Here is a 23,463-nt window from a genome sequence, read left to right as displayed (position 1 = left end):
CGATGGTCCTGGCATCGCAGGCCCAGCACGGCATGTGGATCACCGAGATGATGCACGGCGGCGGCACGGCCTACCACATGCCGTTCGCCATGTGGTTCGACGGCCCGCTGGACCGGGGGGCGATGCTGAAGGCGTGCGAGTCGGTGCTCGCCCGCCACCCGGTGCTGGGGTGCGCGTTCGAGGACCGCGACGGGGAGCTGCACCTGGTGCCCGCCGCCGACCGGCCGCCGATCGCGTTCGTCCGGGCGGCGGACGCGGACGACCTGCTGCGCGAGGAGATCGCGCGGCCGTTCGACCTGGGGCGGGGCCCGCTGGCGCGCTTCACGCTGGCCGAGGTGGGGCCGTCGCGGCATCTGCTGCTGTTCGTGGGGCACCACCTGGTGTTCGACGGCATGTCGAAGGACCTGCTGGTGCGCGATCTGGCCGCGGCGTACTCGGGCGGGCCCCTGCCGCCGCTGCCCATGCCGTACGGGGCCGACGCCGCGATCCCGCCCGAGGCCGCGGCGTACTGGCACGAGCACTGGCGCGACCGGTCGACGGTGGTCATCGACGGGGTGGCCGGGACCGCGCGGACGGCCGGCCGCGGCGAGACGGTCCTGCTCGACCTGACGGGCGAGATGTCCGGGTGGGAGAGGGCCGGGGTCACGCGGTTCGAGCTGTTCCTCTCGGCCGTGCACGCCCTGCTCTTCCGGTACGGCAACGCCGAGCCGGCGGTCGCGGTCGCCATGTCGACCCGGCGGCCCGAGACCAGGGAGCACATCGGCCTGTTCGCCACCGAGTTACCCCTCTACTCCGCGCCCACGCCGGACACCACGCTCGCGGAGCTGGCCCACGACCTGCGGGCGCGGCTGCGCGAGCTGAACCGCTTCCGCGACATCCCCGCGGCCCGGGCGGCCGGCGGCATCCGGCCGCGCCCCGCGCTGGCGCCGGTGTCGATCAGCTTCCGGCGGCGCGCGGCCGACGTGGCCTTCGCCGGGCTGGACGTGGTGGCCGAGTGGAAGATGTCCAACCACATGGTCAGGAACGTCCTGCACCTGCAGGCCGTGGACGGCGACGACGGGCTCCGGCTCACCCTGCACCACAGCCCCGACCTCATCGGGCGCGAGCACGTCGAGCGGGCCGGCGAGCACCTGAGGGCCGTGCTGGCCGCCGACCCCGGCCTCCGGCTCGCCGACCTGCCCCTGCCCGCCTCCATACCAGGCGCCGCGCCCGTGCCGGCGCCCGCGCCGGTCGAGGCCCCCGTGCCGGGCTCCGCCGCTGGGACGGTGGACGGCGAGCTGGTCGAGCAGGTACGCCAGATCTGGATGGAGGTCCTGCGGATCGAGGAGCTCGCCCCCGACGAGGACCTGTACGACCTCGGCGGCCACTCGCTGACCATCACCCAGATCAGCGCCCGGATCAGGAAACGGCTCGGCGTCGAGGTGCCGTTCGACGTGTTCCTCGACGATCCGACGGTCGCCGGGGTGGCCGCGGCGGTCAGCGAGCTGCGCCCATGATCTCCCTCGGCCAGGAACGGCTCTGGTTCCTGCACCGGCTCGACCCGGCCGACCCCGCCTACCGGGTGGCCGTCGTGCGGCGGATCTCCGGTCCGCTCGACCCCGACGCGCTGACCGGCGCGTTCGGCGACGTGGTGGCGCGGCACGAGTCGCTGCGCACCCGCTTCCCCGACCACGACGGCCAGCCGGTCGCGATCGTGGAGCCGCCGGGCCCCGTACCGGTCGAGCGCGTCGACCTCGACACGCCCGAGCAGGCCGAGCGGCTGCTCGAAGAGCGCGCGAACACCCCCTTCGAGCTGGGCTCCGCCCCGCCTTTGCGCGTCACGCTGGTCCGGCTCTCCCCCGGCGACCACGTGCTGTGCGTCGTGCTGCACCACATCATCGGCGACGGCTGGTCGCTGAACGTGCTCATGGACGACCTGGCCAGGTGCTACGCGGCCCGCCTGGACGGCACCCCGGCCGAGCTGCCGGAGCTGGCCACGACCTACGCCGAGTACGCCGACGCGCAGCGCGAGGCCGACGCGGACGTGGACCACTGGACGGCCAGGCTCGGCGGGGCCGCGCCGCTGGACCTGCCGGTCGACCGGCCGCGCCCGGCCCGGCGGGGCAGCGCGGGCGGGGAGACCTGGTTCGACCTCGACCCCGAGCTGGTGGCCGCGCTGGCGCGGCTCGCCCGGGCGGAGCGGTGCACGCTGTTCATGGTGCTGCTGGCCGCGTACCAGGCGCTGCTGGCCCGCCACACCGGGCAGGACGACATCGTGGTCGGCACGCCCACGGCCGGGCGGAACCGGCCCGAGCTGGAGCCGATGATCGGGCTGTTCGCCTCAACGCTGGTGCTGCGGGGCGACCTGTCGGGCGATCCGGCGTTCACGGAGTTGCTGCGGCGGACCCGCCGTAGCGTGCTGGAGGCGATGGCGCACGGCGAGACGCCCGTCGAGCGGGTGCTGTCGGCGCTCGACATCGAACGCGACCTCAGCCGCACGCCGCTGTTCCAGACCATGTTCGGGCTGCACAACGCGGCGGTCGGGTACGGCGAGGCCGCCACGTTCGCCGGGCTGAGGAGCGAACCGTTCCCGCACGGGACGCCGCCCGCGATGGTGGACCTCCGGGTGGACCTGTGGCCGGACGGCGGCGGGCTGCGCGGCGCGTTCGTCCACAGCGCCGAGCTGTTCTCACGGGCCACGGTGGAGCGGCTGGCGGCGCGGTTCCTCGCCCTGCTGGGCTCCGTCGTCCGCCGTCCCGGGGCGCGGGTGTCCGAGCTGGAGGTGCTGCCGCCCGAGGAGCGCCGGCTGCTGGACTCCTGGAACGACACCGCGGCCGACGTCCCGTCCGGCACGGTCGTGGACCTGTTCCTGCGGCAGGCGGAGCTGCGGCCGGACGCCGTGGCGGTGGAGTGCCGCGGGGAGGCGCGCACCTATGCCGAGGTGGCCGGCCGGGCCCGGCTCGTCGCGGCCGGCCTGCGTGCGCGTGGGGCGGGGCCCGGGTCGGTGGTGGCGGTGTGCCTGCCGCGCTCGGCCGAGCTGCCGGGGACGCTGCTGGGCGTCATGATGGCGGGGGCCGCGTACCTGCCGGTGGACCCGGCGCTGCCGGCCGGGCGTGTCGCGGCCATGCTCGCCCGGGCGGGCGTGCGGGTCGCGCTGGCCGGCCCGTCCGCGCCCCTGCCCGGGCACGTCGAACGGATCGAGCCCGAGGCGTCCTTCGCCGAACCAGTCGAACGGATCGAACCCGCGCCCGAGGCGTCCTTCGCCACATCGCAGGCGGCGGCCGGTGCCCCGGCGTACGTGCTGCACACCTCGGGCTCCACCGGCACGCCCAAGGGGGTGGCGGTGCCGCACTCGGCGCTGGTCAACCTGCTGGCCGGGATGGAGCGGCTGCTCGGGTCCCGTCCGCAGGACGTGTGGCTGGGCAGCACGGCGCTGTCGTTCGACATCGCCGGACTGGAGCTGTACCTGCCGCTGGTGACGGGCGGGCGGCTGGTGCTGGCCGGCGACGACGCCGTGCGCGACGGGGTGGCGCTGGCCCGGCTGATCGGCGCGTCCGGGGTGACCCACGTGCAGGCCACGCCGTCGGGGTGGAGCATGCTGCTGTCCGCCGGGCTGGACCCGTCGGGGCTGGTGGCGCTGGCCGGGGGCGAGGCGCTGCCGCTCGCGACGGCCAGGCGGCTGCGCCGGCGGGTGGCGCGGCTGCTCAACATGTACGGCCCGACGGAGACCACGATCTGGTCCACCGCCTGGGAGGTGCCGCCCTCCCCCGACCGGGTGAGCATCGGGCGGCCGCTGGCGAACACCACGGTACGGGTGCTCGACCGCTCCGGCTCGCCGGCGCCCATCGGTGTCCCCGGGGAGCTGGTCATCGGCGGCGCCGGGGTGGCCCTCGGCTACCTGCGCTCGCCGGGGGAGCCGCCAGAGGCGTTCCCGGATGGGTGCTACCGCACGGGCGACCGGGTGCGCTGGCTGGCCGACGGCACGCTGGAGTTCCTGGGGCGCGAGGACGGCCAGGTCAAGCTGCGGGGGCACCGGGTCGAGCCGGGCGAGATCGAGGCCACCCTGGAGCGGCATCCCGGGGTGCGCCGGGCCGCCGTGGTGGTGCGTGGCGGCGACCTGGTCGCCTACGTCGACTCTGACGGGGCGGCGTGCCCGGATGATCTGCTGGAGCGGGCGGCCGAGTGGCTGCCCCCGTACATGGTGCCCTCGGTCGTCGTGCCCCTCGAGGCCCTGCCGCTGACCCCCAACGGGAAGGTGGACCGGCGGGCGCTGCCCGAGCCCGCGCGACCGGCGGCGGGCCGGGGCGGCGCGCCGGCCACCGCCAGGGAGCGGCAGGTGGCGCGGATCTTCGCCGAGGTGCTGGGCACCGGCGACCTCGGCGCGGACGACGACTTCTTCGCGCTCGGCGGCCACTCGCTGCTGGCCACCCGGGTCATCGCCCGGCTGGCGGCGGCCGGCACGGCGGCGCCCCTGCGGGAGCTGTTCACCCATCCCACGGTCGCCGGGTTCGCCGCGGCGCTGGACGAGCTCGCGGGCGAGCCGGGCAGCCCTCTCGTGCCGCGCCCGGCCGGCACGCTGCCGCCGCTCTCCCCCGCCCAGGAACGCCTGTGGTTCCTGCACCGCCTTGATCCCTCCGACGCCTCGTACAACATGTACATCGTGCGCAGGCTCCAGGGCCCCCTCGACGAGGCGGCGCTGGAGCGGGCGCTGACCGGGCTGATCGCCAGGCACGAGTCGTTGCGAACCCGCTTCCCCGAGGTGGACGGGCGGCCGGTGGCCGTGGTGGAGCGGCCCGCACCCGTCCAGATCGAGCGGCTGGAAGCCCGCGACGAGGCCGAGGCGCGGGCCCTCGTCGCCGCCCGCACGAACGCCTCGCTCGACCTGGGCGCCGCGCCGCCGCTGCGCGTCACGCTGGTCCGGCTCTCCCCCGGCGATCAGGTGCTCTGCGTCGTCCTGCACCACATCGTGGCCGACGGCTGGTCGATCACCGTCTTCCTGGACGACCTGGCCGCCCTGTACGGCTCCGCCGAGCTCGCGCCGCTGGCCGTGCAGCACGGGGACGTCGCCGGCTGGCGGCGGGAACAGGACCGCGGCGCGGCCCTCGACTACTGGCGCGCGCAGCTCGCCGACCCGCCCACCCTGGACCTGCACCCGGACCGGCCGCACCGCGCCGGGGCGACGCGCGGCGACTTCCACCTGCTGGAGGTGCCGGGCGAGCTGCTCGCCCAGCTGGAGTCGACGGCGCGCCGGCATCGCGTGACGCTCTTCATGGTGCTGCTGGCGGCGTACCAGATCCTGCTGTCCCGGCACACGGGGCAGGACGACGTGCTGGTCGGGTCGCCGACGGCGGGACGGGACCGGGTGGAGCTGGAGCCCCTCATCGGCTACCTCAGCACCACTCTCGTCCTGCGCGGCGACCTGTCAGGTGACCCGACGCCGGAGGAGCTGCTGGCCAGGACGCGCAGGACCGTCCTGGACGCGATGGCCCATCACGACGTGCCGTTCGAGCAGCTGCTGGCCGAGCTGGACGTGGAACGGGACCTGGCCAGGAAGCCGATGTTCCAGACCCTGTTCACCCTGAACAGCCAGACCGCCGACGGCGAACGCGACCGCCTCGGCCCGGTGCGGATGTCGTTCTTCGACGACGGGTACCGGCAGGCCAAGTTCGACCTGACCGTGGAGGCGTGGCGGTCGCCGGGGCGGCTGCGGGTGGCGTTCGGGTACGACGCGGGGTTGTTCGACGCCGAGACGGTGGCGGAGCTGGCGGAGCGGTTCGCGGTGGTGCTGCGGGGGGTGGCCGACCTGGGCAACCGGCGGGTGCCCCTGTCGCGCCTGCCCGTCCTGACGCCGTCCGACGAGGCCCTGCTCGCGTCGCTGGACCGCCCTCCGGCGGGGGCGGTGGGGACCGTCGGAGGGCTCATCGCCGAGTCGGTGGCGGCGCATGCCGGCGAGGTGGCCGTGAGCTGCGGCGCCGAGGCCGTGACGTACGCCGAGCTGGAGCGGCGGGTCGCGCGGCTGGCCGGGGAGCTGGCCGAACGGGGCGCGGGCGAAGGGGACCTGGTCGGGCTCCGGACGGGCCGCTCGATCGACGCCGTGGTGGCCATGCTGGCGATCTGGCGGGTGGGCGCCGCCTACGTGCCCCTGGACCCCGAGTACCCGCCGGAGCGCCTGCGCGCCATGGCCGCGGGAACGTCCCTCGTCGTCGCGGCCGGGATCGGGCCGGGGGCGGGCGCCGCGGAGCGCAGGCCCGGCCTGGCGTACGTGATCTACACCTCGGGCTCCACCGGCACCCCCAAGGGTGTCGCCGTCGAGCACGCCGGGCTGGCCGAGCGGGTCCGGTGGATGCGCTCCGCGTACGATCTGCGCCCCGGCGACCGCGTCGTCCAGCTCGCCTCGCTGAGCTTCGACACCCACGCCGAGGAGATCTTCCCCGCGCTGGCCGCGGGCGCCACGGTCGAGCTGCTGCCCGGCGGCGGCGCCACCCTGCCCGACCTGCTCGCCCGGCGGCCCGACATCACCGTGCTCGACCTGCCCACCGCCTACTTCCACCACTTGGTGGACCTGATCGACGAGATCCCCTGGCCGGAGCGGCTCCGCCTGGTGGTCCTCGGCGGCGAGCAGGTGCGCGCGCAGGCCGTGGACCGCTGGCGCGAACGCTTCGGCGACCGGGTGCGGCTGGTCAACACGTACGGCCCCACGGAGGCGACGATCATCGCCACGTGCGCGGAGCTGGCGGGCGGGGACCCGCACCCGCCGATCGGCCGCCCGGTGGGAGCGACCCCGGTCCAGGTCCTGGACCACCACGGCGCGCCCACCCCGCCGGGCGCGCCGGGCGAGCTGTACGTCGGCGGCCCCGGCGTGGCCCGCGGCTACCTCAACGCCCCCGGCACGCCGTTCGTGACCCTGCCGGAGGGCCGCTACTTCCGGACGGGCGACCGGGTGCGGCTGCGGCGCGACGGACAGCTGGAGTTCCTCGGCCGCCTGGACGCCCAGGTGAAGGTGCGCGGGTTCCGCGTCGAGCCGGGCGAGATCGAGCACCGCCTGCTCACCCACCCCGACGTCCGGCAGGCGGCCGTGCTCGCGCGTGCGGGCGATCTGGTGGCCTATGTGGTCCCGCGTGGGGAGACCAGCGTGGCGGGCCTGGCCGAGCACGTCGCGCGGGCGCTGCCGCCGTACCTCGTCCCCGCGCACTGGGTGCTGCTCGACGCGCTGCCCCTCACCCGCAACGGCAAGCTCGACCGGGCCGCGCTCCCCGAGCCGGACGCCCCCGTCGGGAGCGACGACACGCCGCCCAGGACCGACGCCGAGGAGCTGGTGGCCGACGTCTGGGCGGAGGTGCTGGGCGCGGACAAGATCGGCGCGTTCGACGACTTCTTCGCCCTCGGCGGCCACTCGCTGCTCGCCATCAGGGTGGCCGCCCGGTTGCGCGCCCTGGCGGGGGTGGACCTGCCGATCCGTACGCTGTTCGACCGCCGTACCGTCGCGGCGCTGGCGCAGGCCGTCGAGGAGGCGCTGGTGGCCGAGGTGGCGGGGCTGTCCGACGAGCAGGTCATGAGACTGACGGAGGAGGGCTCATGACGGAGCTGACTCAGGCGCAGCGGGCGCTGCTCACCCAGCGGCTGCGCAGGCGCGGCGGGTCGCGGCCGGCCATCCCCGCGCTGCCCGCCGACCGGCCCCCGCCCCTGTCGTACGCGCAGGAGCGGCTGTGGTTCATGGAGCAGTACGCCCCCGGGAACGCCGCCTACACGATCCCGCTGGTGCGGCGGGTCCGCGGGCCGCTCCGGGCCGACGCCCTGGCGGCGGCGCTGCGCAGGGTCTGCGAACGGCACCAGCCGCTGCGCGCCCGCTTCCCCGCCGGCGCCGACGGGCAGCCGGACGTGCTGGTGTCGGACGAGACCGAGATCCCGCTGACCGTCGCCGCGGCCGGGTCGGCGGAAGCGGCGAGAGAGCTGGTGGGGCCGTTCCTGGCGGAGCCGTTCGACCTGGTGTCGGGCCCGGTCATGAGAGCCCTGCTGGTCCGGCTGGCGCCCGATGACCACGTGCTGGCGCTGGCCGTGCACCACATCGCGGCCGACGGCTGGTCGGCGAACATCCTGCTGCGCGAGATCCTGACGTTCTGCACCGGCGGGACGGCGCCCGAGCTGCCCGTCACGTACGGGGACTTCGCCGCCTGGCAGCGCGAACGCGCGGACGGCGACGTCGGCTACTGGCGTGACCGGCTGGCCGGGCTGGAGCCCCTGGAGCTGCCGGCCGACGCGCCGCGGCCGCCCGAGCTGACCTACGCCGGGGCGGCGCACCACTTCGCGATCGCCCCCGAGCTGGCCGAGCGGCTGGACCGGCTGGGCAGGGAGCACGGCGCGACGCCGTACATGGTGCTGCTGGCGGCCTTCGCGGTGCTGCTCGGCCGGTACGCGGGGCAGGACGACGTGGCGATCGGCTCGCCGGTGGCCGGGCGGACGCTGCCCGAGCTGGACAACCTGGTCGGGTGCTTCGTCAACCTGCTGGCGATGCGGGTGGACCTGGCCGGGGATCCGTCGTTCGCGGAGCTGCTGGGCCGGGTGCGTGAGCTGGCCGCGGACGCGTACTCGCACCAGGAGGTGCCGTTCGAGCGGCTGGTGTCGGAGCTGAACGTGGCGCGGGAGCCGTCCAGGTCGCCGGTGTTCCAGGTCATCCTCGCCATGCAGAACTACGGCGGCGAGCCGGAGCCGGGACCGCTGACGCTGGAGGGGTTCGAGCCGGGGGTGTGGGCGACCCGGTTCGACCTGGAGCTCTACACCGGGGGCGGCGGGTCGTTCCTGTTCGTCTACAACACCGCGCTGTTCTCCGCCGGGCGGATCGAGCGCATGGCCGGGCATCTGGCCACGCTGCTGGAGGGGGTGGCGGCCGACCCGGCGGCGCCGGTGTCGGAGCTGGAGCTGCTCACGCCGCCGGAGCTTGACGAGCGGCGGCGCTGGAACGACACCACCGCCGACCTCGGCCCGCCGGGCCTGCTGCACGAGCCGGTCATGGCGGCCGCGGAGAGCGGGTCCGTGGCGGTGCGGCATCCCGGGGGCGAGATCACGTACGGCGAGCTGCGCCGCCGGGTGCGGGCGCTGGCCGCCGAGCTCAGGGCGGCCGGGGCCGGGCCGGGCCACTTGATCGCCGTCGTGATGGAGCGGGGCTGGGAGCAGGTCGTCGCGGTGCTGGCGATCAACGCGGCCGGGGCGGCGTACCTGCCGATCGACGCCGACCTGCCCGACCAGCGGCGCTTCGAGCTGATCGAGCGCGGCGGATGCGCGATCGCCGTCACCCAGCCCTGGCTGGACCTGACCTGGCCCGCCGGGGTGACCCGGCTCGCGGTGAACCCGGACGCGGACGCCCCGCCCTCCGGCTGCCCCGCCTCCCCCGCCGACCTCGCGTACGTGATCTTCACCTCCGGCTCCACCGGCGCCCCCAAGGGGGTGATGATCGAGCACCGGGCCGCCCTGAACACCGTCCGCGACCTCAACCAGCGCTTCCGTGTCGGCCCCGCCGACCGCTTCCTGGCGCTGTCGGCCCTGAGCTTCGACCTGTCCGTGTACGACGTCTACGGCGCGCTGGCCGTCGGAGCGACCCTCGTCATGGGCGACCCGGCCGCCGACAAGGACCCGGCCGCCTGGGCCCGCCTCGTGGAGCAGGAACGCGTCACCGTCTGGAACTCCGTGCCCGCCCTCATGGAGCTCCTGGTGGACCACGCCGAGCACGAGGGCACCGACCTCGGCTCCCTGCGCCTGGTCCTGCTGTCGGGCGACTGGATCCCGCTGACGCTCCCCGACCGCATCCGCGCCCTCGCCCCGGACGCCGAGGTCATCAGCCTGGGCGGCGCCACCGAGGGCTCGATCTGGTCCATCTCGTACCCGATCAGCCGGGTGGACCCGTCCTGGACCTCCATCCCGTACGGACGCCCCCTCGCCAACCAGACGTTCCACATCCTCGGCCCCGGCCTGCGGGACACCCCCGCGGGCGTCCCCGGCGACCTGTACATCGGCGGCGCGGGCGTGGCCACCGGCTACTGGCGCGACCCCGAGCGGACGGCCGCCTCCTTCCGCACCCATCCCCGCACCGGCGAGCGCCTCTACCGCACGGGCGACCTCGGCCGGTACGCCGCCGACGGCGTGATCGAGTTCCTCGGCCGGGCCGACGCCCAGGTCAAGATCCGCGGCTACCGGATCGAACCGGGCGAGATCGAGACCCACCTCGCCCGCCACCCCGACGTGACCGAGTGCGTGGTCACGACCGACGGGCAGGGCACGGGGGCGCAGCTCGTCGCGTACGTGGTCACGCCGCGCCTGGACCCGGTGCGCCTGCGCGCCCACCTCGCCGGGACGCTGCCCGCGTACATGATCCCCGCCCGTTTCGTCGCCCTCCCGAGCCTGCCGCTCACGCCCAACGGCAAGGTGGACCGCCGCCGCCTGCCCGCCCCCTCCGCCGCCCCGGCCGGGACGCGCACCCCGCCGGAGACGGACACCGAACGTCTGGTGAGCGCCGTCTGGGCGGAGGTGCTCGACGGGGCGGAGTTCGGCATCGACGACGACTTCTTCGACGTCGGCGGGCACTCGCTGCTGGCCATCAAGGTCGTGGCGCGCCTGCGCAGGCAGCTCCCGTCGCCGGTCGCGGTCGTGGACCTGTTCAAGCATCCGACCGTGCGCGCGCTGGCCGCGTTCGCCGACGGCGCCGCCGACGGGCCGCGCGGGCTGCTGCACGAGCTGACGCCGCGCCGCCCCCACGCCGAGCTCACGTACGTGTGCGTCCCGTACGGCGGGGGCGCCGCGGTGGCCTACCAGCCGCTGGCCGACGCGCTGCCCGCCACGCACGCGCTGTGGGCGGTGGCGATCCCGGGGCACGACGTGGGACTGGAGGAGGACCGGCTGCCCCTGGAGGAGGTGGCCGACCGGTGCGTGCGGGAGATCCTGGAGAAGGTACGGGGGCCGCTCGCGCTGTACGGGCACTGCGGGGTCGGGTCGGCGCTGACGGTCGCCATCGCGCGGCGGCTGGAGGCGGCCGGGCGGCGGCTCGAAGCGGTCTACATCGGGGCGATCTTCCCGTTCGCTCGGCCGGGGAACCGGGCGCTGGCGGCGCTGTCCCGGCTGGCGCGGCGGGAGTACCTGCGCAGCGACCGCAGTTACGCCAACTGGCTGACCTCGATGGGGCTCGACATGAGCGAGCTCGATCCCGGGCAGGCGCGGCACATCATCAGGAACATGCGCGAGGACACGGAGGCCGCGGAAGAGTATTTCACCGGGCTCTTCGAGAGCGCGGTGGAGCCGTTGCGGGCGCCGGTGATCAGTGTGGCGGGCGAGCGGGATCCGGCGACCGAGTATTTCGAGGAGCGGTATCGCGAGTGGCACTTCCTGAGTCCGACGGCCGCAGTGGTGGAGCTGGATGAGGCCGGACACTTTTTCCTGAAATATCGGGCGCAGGAGCTGGCCGAGATCGTCACCCGCACCCACCTCGCCCTGGACGCGGCCGAGCCGGTCTCAGGCCCGAACTGGCGCCTGCACGAAACCTCCCACCTCACCCAACCGCCCCCAGCTCCCTCCCCGGCCGCACGCTCGGTCCCCGCCACTCCCCCGGGCCCCGCGCCAGCCCCCTCCGCTCCCCTGTCTCGGATCCCGCTCCCCGGGCCGCAGCCCAGCATGCGGCGGTTCCTCGTCGTGGCCGGGGGCCAGCTGCTGTCGATCACGGGCTCGGCGCTGACCGAGTTCGCCATTCCCATCTGGATCTATCTCACCACGGGCTCCCTGGCCCAGTTCGCCCTGCTCGCCGTCCTCGGCCTGGTGCCGGGCATGGTGGTGGCCCCGCTGGCGGGCGCCATCGTGGACCGCAGCGACCGCCGTGCCGTGATGCTCGGCGGCGACTTCGCCGCCCTCGGGACGCAGCTCCTGCTCGGCGTGCTGCTGTGGACCGGCAACCTGCAGACCTGGCACGTCTACCCGCTGCTCGCGCTGCTGTCGGTGGCGCTCACGTTCCAGCGCCTGGCCTACAGCTCGGCCGTGCCGCAGCTCGTGCCCAAGCGGCATCTCGGCCACGCGAACGGCATCGTGCAGATGGCCGGAGGGATGACCCAGCTCATCGTGCCGCTGGCGGCCGCCGGGCTGATGGCGGTCGTCGGGCTCGGGGGCATCCTGGTCCTGGACGTGGTCAGCTACGTGTTCGCGATCGCCGTGACACTGCTGGTGCGCTTCCCCAGGACGATGGCCTGGCGGCGCAAGGAGCCGGTCATGACGGAGCTGGTGGCCGGGTTCCGGTATTCGTGGGGGCAGCTCGGGTTCCGGCGGATGCTGCTGTTCTTCGCGGTCCTGAACGTGTTCCTGTCGCCGCTCTTCCTGATGATCTCGCCGCTGGTGCTGTCGTTCGCGGGGCTGCAGGACGTGGGGCGGATCTCCTTCCTGTCGGGGCTCGGGGTGCTGCTCGGCGGCCTGGCCATGACGGTGTGGGGCGGGCCCGGGCGCGGCCGGATGCGGGCGGTGCTCTGGTGCACGCTCGCGCTGGCCGCCTTCTGCCTGGTCACGGGGTTGCGGGCGGATCTGGTGACGATCGGGCTCGGGGCGTTCGGGATGTCGTTGTGGGTGACGCTGCTCAACGGGGTCTACGCCACGATCGTGCAGGTGAAGGTGCCGCAGCGCTTCCACGGGCGGGTGTTCGCGCTGAACACGCTGATCGCCTGGTCGACGCTGCCGCTGGGGTTCGGGCTCGTGGCGCCGTACGGGGCGGCGGTGTTCGACCCGCTGCTCGCCCAGGACGGGCCGCTCGCCTCGACCGTCGGCGAGATGATCGGGACCGGGGCTGGGCGGGGTGTGGGACTGATGTACGTCCTGTTCGCGGTCGCGATGGCGGTGCTGGCGGTCGTGGCGCTCCGGTCCCGGCTGCCGTCCCTGGTGGACGACGCCGCCGACGCCGCCCCCGACGACCTGGTCGGCCTACGGTCCCTCGAACGACGCCGCCTCTAGGGCTTCCTTGAGCGCCTGGAGGAACAGGACGGCGTCCCTGCCGTTGACCAGCCGGTGGTCGTAGGCCAGCCCGATCACCGCCACCGTGCGCTCGCCCTCCCGCTGCGGTGAGGTGAGCGCGAGGGCGCACGCCTGGCCCGGGAAGACGATGGGGACGGCCATGACGATGTCGCGGTCGTGGTGCAGGGTGACGACGATGTTGCCGCCGTCGAACTGCTCCTGCCTGAACTCGCCCCGCTGGGCCGCCCTCCGGAACCCGGCCAGCTCCCCGGCGATCTCCTCGATCCCCTTGCCGTGCGCGTCCCGGATGACGGGCACGTACAGGCCGGTGCCGAGGTCGATCGTGACGCCCACGTTGGGGGCGTCGGGGACGGCGGCCGTGCCCTCGTCCATGAGCGTGGCGAAGCACAGCGGGAAGTCCTGGTGGAGGCGGGCGACGGCGGCGATGAGGAGGTCGGGCAGGCCGACGAGCTTGCGCAGGCGCTTGGTGAGGTCGCGTGCGGCCGCGGTGGCCTTGCCGACGTCCACCTTTATGGCGGTGTAGGCGGCGGGGATCGTCTGATGCGAAAGGCTCACCGTCCTCCCGACGGCCCGCTGATTACCGCTCAACCCCCGCACGCTCCCCCCGACCGCGGCCTCCCCATCCGCCCCGGCGGAGGTGGACGCGACCGTGGGCGCGACGGCAGGCGGCGGGGGTGCGCCCGCTGCGGCCAGGCGCTCGACGTCGGCGCGCCGCACCACCTTCACGGGCAGGGCGCGCACGCGGGCGGGGTCGATGCCCAGCTCGTCCATGAGCGCCTGAGCGGGCGCCGTGATCAGCGGCACCTCAGAGGGCAGGGCGTCCCCGGAGCCCGTCGCGGGCGCTTGCAGAGCCGGAGGACCACCGGAGACCGGCGCGGGCGGGGCCGGGGCGGGCGGGGCCGGGGCGGGCAGGGCGGGGGGTTGTGCGGTCTGGGGGGTGACGTGGGCGATGGGCTGGCCCGGGGTGCAGTCGGCGCCGGCCGGGACCAGCTGGACCAGGATCCCGTCGTGTCCGCTGACCAGCTCCTCCACCGTCTTGGACGTCTCCACCGAGGCCACCACGTCGTCCCCGCGCACCGGCGCCCCGTCCGCCACCAGCCATTCCAGCAGCACGTACGCCGAGTCGTTGGTGTTCAGCTTCGGCACCCTGATCTCAGCCATCCAGTCCCTCCAGCACGGCACGGCGGATCGTGGAGTCCTGGACGAGCACCTCGCGCTCCAGGTGGGCGGCCGTGGGGATCACGCTGTCCGCCGAGCTGACCAGCCGGACCGGGCGCCGCAGGCGGCCCCAGAGGCGGGTGTGCAGGTCGGCGGCCACGTGGTCGCCCCAGGTGCCGCCCGCGCTGCCGTCCTCGGCCACGCACACCAGCGGCGCCCGCCCGAGCAGCGGCAGCAGCTCCGACGGGTCGAAGGGGTAAAGGCGCGAGGGGACCATCAGGACCCCGGCCAGGTCGTGGTCGAGCAGCAGGGTCCGCATGGCGGCCAGCGCGCGGTGGGTGACCCCGCCGGGGGTGATCAGCACGTAGTCGAGATCGCCCGAGGGGATCTCCAGGCCGCCGGGTCCCCCCGTGTCGAGGCGGACCACCGCCACGTCGCCCACCAGCTCCCACGTGAACAGCTCGTCCACCTCGTACATCCGCCGCGTGTAGAGCACCTTGTCCTCGAACAGCAGGCACGGCTCCCCCAGCGCCAGCATGCGGTCGAGCACCGCCCGGTTGTCGTGGAAGGGCGACAGCTCGAACAGCGACAGCCCGGGGATCCCGATGAAGTGCTTCTGCGGGCTCTGGCTGTGGGTGGGGCCGTAGCCGCGGTGGCCGCCGGACGGGCATCGGATCACCAGCGGGAGGGGCACGCGGGTCCCGTACATGGAGACGGATTTACTGGCGAAGTTGAGGATCTGGTCGAAGGCGAGCGCGACGAAGTCGGCGAACATGATCTCGACGACCGCCTTGCCGCCCGCCAGCGCCAGCCCCGAGGCCGCACCGACGATGGCGCCCTCGCTGAGCGGGGTGGTGAGCACGCGGCCGGGGAAGCGGGCGGACAGGCCCTTGGTGATCTTGAAGGCGCCGCCGTAGGGGTCGAGGAGGTCCTCGCCCAGGACGTAGACGGAGGGGTCGTCCTCGAGGAGGCCGTGCAGCGCGCGGTTGAGGTTCTCACCTACTCGCGCCCCACCGGCCCGCGCGCCGCCTGCGGGCGCCCCGCCGACCGTCACGCCGCCGTCCAGACGGACGGCGGCCGGGCGGCGACCTCGGCCGCGATCCGGTCGATCCGCGTACGGGCCTCCGCCTCGATCCCGGCCGACTGTACGGGATGCGCGGCCCGGTAGGCGGCGTACCAGTCGACGCGCGGGAAGTCCGGCGGGCGGGTGTCGTCGCCCTTGCTGTGAGGGCCGAGGCGATGGGTGGCGAACTCCACGACCAGCGGCCGCGACTCCGTCCGCACCCGGTCGACGAGAGGCGCCAGCCGGGCCCGGATTTCGCGGATTTCCGCGATGTCCACCCGGTGGTGCGCCACGCCGAACGCCCGCGCCCGCCCCTCCACCGTGCCCGCCATCTGCAGCCCCGTCGGCGTGGACTGGGCGATGCCGTTGTGCTCGACCACCACCAGGAGCGGGAGCCGCCAGAGCTGGGCCAGGTTGAGCGCCTCGTACACGGCGCCCTCGCCCCAGGTGCCGTCGCCGATGTAGGCGCAGGCGAGCGCGCCCGGCTCGTGCCGCTTCAGCCGTAACGCGACCCCGGCCGCCACGGGCAGGCTCTGGCCCTGCACGCCGGTGGACAGGTAGCGGTCGCGCTTCAGGTGCTGGCTGCCGCCGACGCCGTCGCAGATCGCCCCTTTCCGCCCCATGATCTCGGCCAGCAGGCCCTCCGGGTCCTCGAACCTGGCCAGGTAGTGGCCGTGTCCCCGGTGGTTGCTGAAGACCCAGTCGCTCTCGCGCAGCAGCGTTCGCAGGGAGACGGGGACGTACTCCTGGCCGAGGCAGGTGTGGGTGGTGCCGTTGAGCTCGCCGCGTTCGAAGAGCGCGAGCAGCTTGAGCTCGAAGAACCGGATCAGCAGTAACAGCGCCAGGTCGTCGTCAGAGAGTTTGTCCATTGAGTCTCTCGAGCACCAGGAGAACCTCCTGAAAGGCCAACAATCCGCATATTTTCCCGTCCAGAGCCGCCTCAAGCCTCGATGGAACGGTCCGATTCTTCCTCAAACGGATTCCCGACCGAGATCACCGATCGTTACTGTGGCACCCGATCCACCGCCCCACTGACTGGAGCAAGCCGATGTTCGGGCGTTATCTGAGGTCGCAACTAATCGTCCTGCTCTGCGGAGGGCTGGTCGGGCCGATCTTCGTGATCGTCTACTTCGCGCTCGAACCGGCCGAACGCGCGGAGATCCAGTGGATGCTGTACGTCGGGCTGGCGCTCACGGTGTCCAACGTGCTGGTCGCCCTGCTCATCGCCCGCCACGGGGCGAAGGCGGCCGCCAAGACCGCCGCCCTTGAGCGGAACGGGGTTCTGACGCTCGCCCACATCACGGGCATGTCGGAGACCGGCACCAGGATCAACGGCCAGCCGCTGGTCAAGCTCGGCCTGCGCGTCGAGGGCCCGGGATTCGCGTTCGACACCCAGGACCGCGTGCTCGCCAACATGACGCGGGCGGGCAACTTCAACGCGCGCCGGGTCGTCGTACTCGTCGATCCGGCCACGCAGGAGCATCAGATCGACTGGGAGCGCAGCGCTCTGGTGAACGGGCTGATGCCGGCGAAGTTCAACCTGGCCGAGGACGGCAGGACCTACGACCTGAGCGGGCAGGCCGGCCCGCTGATGGAGATCCTGCAGCTCCTCAAGGCCAACGGCATCCCGCTGACGGGCATGATGGACGTGCGCTCCAGGCCGGAGCTGCGTCAGCAGATCCGGGTGGTGGTGCGCCGGGCCGCCGATCGACCGGCGGCCGGCGCCGCCTCACCGGTCGAGCGGCCCGCCGCCCACCGCCTGGAGGAGCTGGAGGCGCTGCGCGCGACGGGGGCGATCACGGACGACGAGTACGCCGTCAAACGGCGGCAGATCATCTCCGAGATCTGAGGACGCTCACTTCGACAGGTAGAGGGTCTTCCAGGTGCCCGCGTACAGGCAGACGAGGGACGGCTTGGCGGACTTGGCCTCGGAGCAGACCTTGAGCTCGACCTGGTAGACGTCCCGGTAGGAGAACGAGAAGTGCTTCGGGGCGCGGTAGGAGCAGTCGCGCACCGCGTGCTGGCGGGACGGCAGGTTGTTCCCGGAGCGGTACGTGATGCGGAAGACCGCCCAGCCGCAGGCGGCGGTGCGCCGGGTGTGGTCGTACACCTTGCCCGAGACCCGGACGACGTCGGCCGTCGGCAGGTCGGCGTGGTCCTCCCCCGTGGCCGTCAGGGTGCCCACGGCGTGGGCGGAGCGCCCCGGCGCGTAGTACGGGCCCCACGCGGTGGCGGCCGAGCCCGACGCGGTCGCGGCCTGGGCGGCGGGGGCGACGGTCGTGACGGCGGCGATGGTGGCGGTGGCGGCGACGGCCAGGCCGGCGAGGGTGCGGGAGATCGTCATCAGGGGTCGTCCTTTCGTGGCGAGATGACGACAATGTGCGATGCACCGATTTCAGGTGACTTGCCGCCGGACCGACGTCCACTTTCAAGCACCTTGCGGAACGGGCGGCGGCGGCCGGCCGGCGCCCCGTGCGGGTCCGGGCCCGGCGGGGCGGATATGCCCCGCGGGGCGCGCACGTGTCCGGGCCCGGCCGGGCGGATCAGCCGGCGGTGGGGCGCGGGGCGCGCAGGTGGGCGCGCTGTGCCAGCTCCGCCTCCTCGACGAACGTGAGCATCGGCTGACCCGGCGCGCACAGCATGAACACGACGAACTTGGCCGGCGCGTCCGGCAGGGCGTTGCCGTCCTGGTAGTGGATCACGTCCCCGCCCGGCTCCCAGAACGTCTCACCGGCCTCGACCACGCGCTCCGGCTCGCCCTCGAGCTCGAACCGGATCGCGCCCTCGATCACGTAGCCGAACGCCGGCCCCGCGTGGCGGTGCGGGGCAAGGCCGGGGTGACCGGGAGGCCACTCGACGAGGATGGTCATCCCCGAAGCACCGTCGGGAACGAAGGGCGGCTTGACGTCCGCCAGGATGTTGAATCCGCCATCCGCCGCTGAGTCCTGGTTCGACACGGTAGTACGCCTCCCTGGTCCTGCCCGGAACGGACGATCTCGTGTCGGCCACCCGGTGTACCGACCTGTGTACCCACATACGCGCAGGTCAGGCCGGTATGAGAGCACAGAGCAGGTGGACTTCGGCCGTCACCGGGGCAGCCTCGTCCGGACCGGACCGGGCACGGACGGCTCCGGCGGCGAGCCGCACCAGGTCGCCAGGGCGGAACGCAGGCCGAAGACACGCGTGGCGGGATCGGTGGCGGTGCTCGCCCAGGCGATGTAACCGTCCGGACGGACCAGCATGGAGGGCAGGCGGGCGCTTCTCGGCGTGGCGTGCCTGACGCGCGCCAGCGGAAAGCTCTCCGTCACGCCGGGCTCGTCGGCGGGAGCCACGAGCACGAACCGCCCGTCGCGCAGCGCCTCGTACAGCCGCGTCGCGTCGCCCGTCAGGAGGACGTCGGGGACCCGCCGGCCGGCCAGCGGGTGCGATCCCAGAGGCGCGGAGTAGGAGATCGCGAGGCCGGAGATGGCCTCCCGCAGCCGGCGGGCGGCCGGCGGGAACCGGTTCACGATGACCGGGAGCGTCGCGCGCATGGCCCGGTCACGCCGGGTACGGGCCAGGGCCGTGGTGAGCAGGCGGCCGCTGAGTCGTACGATCATGCCGCCCACCGGATGGCGTTCGGCGTGGTAGGTGTCGAGCAGGCCGTCCGGGGCCCAGCCCTGGACCGCCGCGGCGAGCTTCCACCCGAGGTTGGCCGCATCCTGCAGGCCGGTGTTCATCCCCTGCCCGCCCGCGGGGGAATGCGCGTGCGCGGCATCGCCCGCCAGGAACACCCGGCCCACGCGGTAGCTGGGCACCTGCCGCTCGTCGCTGTGGAACCTCGTCAGCCAGCGCACGTCGTGCAGGCCGAGGTCGCTGCCCATGACGCTGCTGGTGATGTCGCTGACCTCCTGGAGGGTGACCGGCGCGCTGCTGGGGAGCTGCCGCCGCCGGTCCCAGGCGATGATCCGGTACCGCCCGTCTCCGAAGGGGGCGATGAAGCAGAAGCCGTCGGCGCCGGTGTTGAGGGCCAGTTCACGCGCCGGGGGCCGCCTGAGGTGGACGTCGGCCAGCATCACCGACTCCACGGCGGAACGCCCGAGGAACGGAACGCCGAGCGCGTCCCGCACGACGCTGCGCACACCGTCGGCGCCCACCACGAATTTCGCCCGCCGCGCGTGTATGGTGCCGTCGATCCGCATGCTCACGTCCACGCCGTCGTCGTCCTGGCGCAGGCCGACGACCTCGACCCCCCGCATGACCTCCACGCCGAGCCTGGAGGCACGGTTCTCCAGCACGTGTTCGGTGTTGTACTGCGGGGTGCACAGCAGGAACGGGAACCGCGACCGCAGCAGGGACATGTCGAGTTCCAGGGTGCCGAACAGCGACATCGTCCGGAAGATCGCGCCGGTCTCGATCAGCTCGTCGGCCACGCCCCGGGCGTCGAGCTGTTCCAGCGTCCTGGCGTGCACGACGAAGGCCCGGGACAGCTTCGAACCTCGAAGCTCCCGTTCGACGATCATGCACGCGACGCCTCTCGCGGCCAGGTCACCCGCGAGCAGCAAGCCCGTCGGCCCGGCTCCGACGATCACCACATCAGTGTCAAAGAGCGCCATCAGCGTCTCCAGTCTCCTATGAGCGCCTTGCGACGTGATCGCCCGGGAGGAGACGGCGACTCGCTGCCATGAGTGCGTTTGTCTCGATACTACGACCGGACCCTCTGGGCTCCTCGTGGCGGGCCCGCGCATGACCACTGCGGATCAGCCCATAGGGTCCGGTGTGCGGGCGGGCCACCGCAGCACGCCGCGGCGGCCCCCACAGAGGCCCTCGCGGTCATCGCCGCGGCGGCCCGCCCGGCGGTCAGGCGGCGGCCTTGGCGGTCAGCGCCACGGTGGCCTGGCGGGTGACGCCGCTCACCGTGACGGCGAGCGTCACCTGCCCCCGCCGCAGCGCCGTCAGCGTCCCCGTGGCGGGGTCGAAGGAGGCCACGTGCCACGGCTTGACGCCGTCACGGCCGCCGACGTGCAGGTTGGGGGAGCCGGACCACGCCGCCGAGACCGGGTAGGCCGCGGGGACCGTACGGCTGCCCTGCTTGAGCGCCGCCGTCACCGCGCCGGGAGCGCCGATCGCGACCGTCGCGGGGGCGGTGAGCACGAGGTCGTCCACGTGCGGCCGGACCTGCGTGCCGATCCAGTCGGGCGCGTCGGCGAACCAGTTCCGCCGCACGTGCTCGGCCTCGGCCGCCGTCACCGGGTCGACACCCCACAGCGACCACCCGGTGAACCCGCCGTCGTCGGGCGCGGTGGCCGGGTTCTTGCCGGAGTTGCCGTTGATGAAGTACGGCACCGCGTCCACGTGCGAGGCGTGGAACGTCCCCACGTGCGCCCCGATGTACGCGGCCCCCTTGCCGGTGGTGCGCTGGAAGTCCGCCAGCCACCCCTCCACCAGGGCCGCCTCCTTGCGGTCGCCGAGCTGGCTGCCCTTGCCGGGCGTCGGGTCGCGCGGCGGCACGTGGAACAGCACCGCGACCGAGCCCACCGACGCGTCGCCGGCGGCCTTGTCCAGCTGGGACCGGAGCATGGCCACCTGGTCGTAGCCGCCGCCCCGCAGGTTCAAGCGGGAGGTGTCCAGGGTGACGAAGCGCGTGCCCTTGTGGTCGAAGGTGCTGTACGTGTCGCCGAAGACGGTCCTGAAGTTGTCGATCTTCCCGCCCATGACCTCGTGGTTGCCGGGAATGTAGTGATATTCCAGGGTTCCGCCGAGTTCCTCGTCGAGGATCTTCTTGGCCAGCGCGAAGTCCTCGGGCGACGCCTCGTCCACCAGGTCACCGTTGATCAGCAGGAAGTCCGGCTTGGCCGCCTTGATCTCCCGCAGCGTGCGGCGCGCGTTCTTGACGATGTCGCTGTCGGGGTCCCGGGCCACGAACTGCGCGTCCGACATGACCGCGAACCGCCACGGCATCCGGCCCACGTCGGCCTTGACCACCGGATCGGCGACCTTCGGCGCGGCGGGCGCGGAGATCGACGGCGGCACCTTGGCCACCAGGCCGTCGATGAGGATCTCGTCGGTGTACTTGGCGTCCGCCTTGGTCTCGGCCACGTAGAAGCGCCGCAGCTTGAGCGGGTAGTTGACGCCCGGGGGCACGGCGAACTCGACGTACTTCCACCCGGTCCACGTCAGGTACGGCCCGCGCAGGATCTGCGACTGGCCGAGCGCGTCGTAGAACTCCAGGCTGGGCCACTCGCCCTTGCCGGTGGAGTTGATCCAGAGCCCGAACGCCTGCGGCTGGCCGTCCACCACGATCTGCTGCGGCGGGCTGGCGTACGCGGCCCGGGTCGCGGTCGAGGTGGTGAAGTCGTACGAGAGCTTGAGCCCGCCCCCGCTCTGACCGGGCGCGGCCGACAGCGAGCCGGTGGCGCGGGCGGCGGCGAACGTCCACGTGGCCGCGTTCTCGAAGTCGGCGACCGGCTTCTCCTCGAACCCGACCGTCACCGGCACCGCCGTGCCGATCTTGCCGACCTTGGCGGTGATCAGGCCGGACCCGTTGGCCTTCCTGGCCTTGACGGTGAAGTAGCCGTGCTCGGCCGCGGTCACCTCGAACAGGCTCTTGTCGTAGTCGAGCGTCAGGTCGGAGGGCTCGATGGGCGCGGAGTTGCCGTTGCGGTCGTAGCCGACCACGCCGAACGTGGCCGCACCGTCCGCGCCCGCCAGGCCGAGCCGGTCGGCCGTGGTGCCGAGCCGCTGGAGCGGCTGCAGGACGGTCAGGTCGATAGTGCCCTTGGCGCCGCCGCGCGAGGCGGTGACGGTGGTCTGGCCGGGCACCAGCGCGTGGAACTTCCCGTCGCGGACGACGCCGTGCACGGCCGGGTTGGCCCGCCACGACGGCGTGCCGGCGGCGGGGCCGTACGTCTCGTCGTATCCGGCGGCGGTCAGCCGCCGGGTGAGGCCGGGGAAGACGCGGTCGGGGCGGCCACCGGCGACCGGGCCGACGCCGGGCGCCTTGGCGGGGTCGCTCGCGGTCTCCAGCCAGAAGCCCTTGAGCTTGCCGCTGCCCTCGGGCGCGTAGAGCGCGAGACCGTTGGGCACGTGGCGCTCGCCGCCGTCGGAGGGGCTGTTCTCCACCTGGACGTCGGCGGAGCCGGGCTCGCGGGCGAGCATGGTGGAGGAGCCGCCGCCGTCGAGGTTGAGCGCGTTGGCGGCGCCGAGGTCCACCATCATGGCGGCGAGCTCGTTGAGCGTGACGCCGCGGCTGTCGACCTGGCGGCCGTCCACGGTCAGCAGGTACATCTTCCTGCCGTCGGCCGAGAACCCGACGGCGGTGCGGGGGTGCGCGGCGGGGTCGGTGGAGTTCTGCACGACCCCGTCCTTGACCAGCACCCAGTTGCCGCCCACGGCGGCCTTGACCTGGCCGCCGTCCGACGGCTTCGGCTGGTATCCCACGTCCACGCGGTCGCCGGCCTTGAGGGCGGACAGGGCGGTGGCCCCGGCGTCGCGGCCCAGCAGGATCGTCGTCCCGGCGGGGATGGGGCCGGTGCCGGCGGACGTGCGTACCTCGGAGACCACCCCGTCCACCAGGACGACCTCGGCGACGGACGTGGCGCCCTCGACGGCGCGGGCCCGGTTGTAGGAGCCCCACAGCGGCGTGAACAGCCCGACGCCGCCGCTGCGCACGACCTGGTTGAACTGGGTGAGCGCGATGGGCGTGCCGCCGGCCGGGGTGGCGGTGCCCTCGAAGTACATCTTGAGCACGCGGCCGAGGCCGTCGCCGCTGATCGCGACCGCGTTCTCGTGGCCGGTGACGGGCGACTGCACCAGCGAGCCGTCCTGCACGCCGATGCCCTGGGCGGCGCCGGAGTTGTTGATGTCGAAGAAGTCGCCGTTGACGGCCGCGACGGCGTGCGCGCGCTTGGCGGGCCCGGACAGCGGCTCGGTCTTGGACACCTCGCCGGAGTACAGGTAGTCGGCCTTCGCGCCGCCGAGGTCGGCGGTGACCGCGTCCGCGCGCAGCCAGCCGAGCGCGTCGTAGGTGTCGAAGGAGGTGAGCGAGATGCCCGGCGCCACCGGCCGGGTCCTCTTGGCCGTCTCCAGCCGCTGCCCGGCGTCCTGGGCGAGCAGCGTGGACTGCGGCGGGTAGGACGACGCCTTGAGCGCGTCCTCTACGGGGGGCGCGGGATCGGCCTGCGCCGGGGCCGTGGCCAGGGCGAGAGGGCCTAACGCGAGCACCGACGCTGTCAGGATTCTGAGGGACTGCACGACCGAACTCAATCGCTCGTGGATATAACTTTCAAGACTTA

The 23,463-nt window shown here is 73.7% G+C and carries 11 protein-coding genes; 4 read left to right on the top strand and 7 right to left on the bottom strand.

Annotated features, from left to right (window positions below):
* Positions 1–2: 2 nt before the first annotated feature.
* From ACFKCF_RS07360 to ACFKCF_RS07350, 3 genes are read left to right on the top strand one after another with little or no spacing between them, the layout of a single operon-like run.
* Positions 3–1,496, top strand: coding sequence for a condensation domain-containing protein (locus ACFKCF_RS07360; RefSeq protein ID WP_394491967.1), 1,494 nt, complete (start codon positions 3–5; stop codon positions 1,494–1,496).
* Complete coding sequence (locus ACFKCF_RS07355) at positions 1,493–7,558, top strand: amino acid adenylation domain-containing protein (RefSeq protein ID WP_394491966.1); 6,066 nt, start codon at positions 1,493–1,495, stop codon at positions 7,556–7,558. The genes ACFKCF_RS07360 and ACFKCF_RS07355 overlap by 4 nt, the downstream gene beginning before the upstream one ends.
* Complete coding sequence (locus ACFKCF_RS07350; RefSeq protein ID WP_394491964.1) at positions 7,555–12,948, top strand: amino acid adenylation domain-containing protein; 5,394 nt, start codon at positions 7,555–7,557, stop codon at positions 12,946–12,948. Before ACFKCF_RS07355 ends, ACFKCF_RS07350 begins: the two co-directional genes overlap by 4 nt.
* Here ACFKCF_RS07350 and ACFKCF_RS07345 read toward each other — a convergent pair.
* The 3 genes from ACFKCF_RS07345 to ACFKCF_RS07335 are packed head-to-tail and all read right to left on the bottom strand — an operon-like array spanning position 12,919 to position 16,059.
* Complete coding sequence (locus ACFKCF_RS07345) at positions 12,919–14,130, bottom strand: 2-oxo acid dehydrogenase subunit E2 (RefSeq protein ID WP_394491962.1); 1,212 nt, start codon at positions 14,128–14,130, stop codon at positions 12,919–12,921. The two genes, ACFKCF_RS07350 and ACFKCF_RS07345, sit on opposite strands and share 30 nt — an antisense overlap.
* Entirely contained in the window at positions 14,123–15,181 is a 1,059-nt protein-coding gene (locus ACFKCF_RS07340) for an alpha-ketoacid dehydrogenase subunit beta (RefSeq protein ID WP_394491960.1), read from the bottom strand. Before ACFKCF_RS07340 ends, ACFKCF_RS07345 begins: the two co-directional genes overlap by 8 nt.
* On the bottom strand, positions 15,178–16,059 hold the full coding sequence (locus ACFKCF_RS07335; protein WP_394491958.1) for a thiamine pyrophosphate-dependent dehydrogenase E1 component subunit alpha: 882 nt from the start codon (positions 16,057–16,059) through the stop codon (positions 15,178–15,180). The genes ACFKCF_RS07340 and ACFKCF_RS07335 overlap by 4 nt, the downstream gene beginning before the upstream one ends.
* Positions 16,060–16,238: 179 nt before the next feature.
* On the opposite strand from ACFKCF_RS07335, the gene ACFKCF_RS07330 reads away from it, so the two are divergent.
* The gene (locus ACFKCF_RS07330) at positions 16,239–17,039 is read left to right on the top strand and encodes an SHOCT domain-containing protein (RefSeq protein WP_394491955.1); all 801 of its coding nucleotides are present in this window, start codon (positions 16,239–16,241) and stop codon (positions 17,037–17,039) included.
* 6 nt (positions 17,040–17,045) lie between these two features.
* Here the strand turns inward: ACFKCF_RS07330 and ACFKCF_RS07325 are convergent, their stop codons facing one another.
* The 4 genes from ACFKCF_RS07325 to ACFKCF_RS07310 form a co-directional block, all read right to left on the bottom strand.
* Positions 17,046–17,534 (bottom strand): hypothetical protein, encoded by a 489-nt coding sequence (locus tag ACFKCF_RS07325; RefSeq protein WP_394491953.1) that lies wholly within the window; start codon positions 17,532–17,534, stop codon positions 17,046–17,048.
* Between the two features lie 199 nt (positions 17,535–17,733).
* The gene (locus ACFKCF_RS07320) at positions 17,734–18,147 is read right to left on the bottom strand and encodes a cupin domain-containing protein (RefSeq protein ID WP_394491950.1); all 414 of its coding nucleotides are present in this window, start codon (positions 18,145–18,147) and stop codon (positions 17,734–17,736) included.
* Between the two features lie 129 nt (positions 18,148–18,276).
* Positions 18,277–19,785 carry an FAD-dependent monooxygenase gene (locus tag ACFKCF_RS07315; RefSeq protein ID WP_394491948.1) on the bottom strand — a complete coding sequence of 503 codons (1,509 nt, stop codon included), beginning with the start codon at positions 19,783–19,785 and terminating at the stop codon, positions 18,277–18,279.
* A 244-nt stretch (positions 19,786–20,029) separates the two neighbouring features.
* Positions 20,030–23,422 carry a phosphodiester glycosidase family protein gene (locus tag ACFKCF_RS07310; RefSeq protein WP_394491946.1) on the bottom strand — a complete coding sequence of 1,131 codons (3,393 nt, stop codon included), beginning with the start codon at positions 23,420–23,422 and terminating at the stop codon, positions 20,030–20,032.
* Between the last annotated feature and the right edge of the window lie 41 nt (positions 23,423–23,463).

The organism is Nonomuraea sp. JJY05 (assembly GCF_043496855.1).
In the GTDB taxonomy this organism is placed as follows: domain Bacteria; phylum Actinomycetota; class Actinomycetes; order Streptosporangiales; family Streptosporangiaceae; genus Nonomuraea.
Note: the sequence above shows the minus strand (reverse complement) of the source record. Positions and strands in the feature narration are given on the sequence as shown.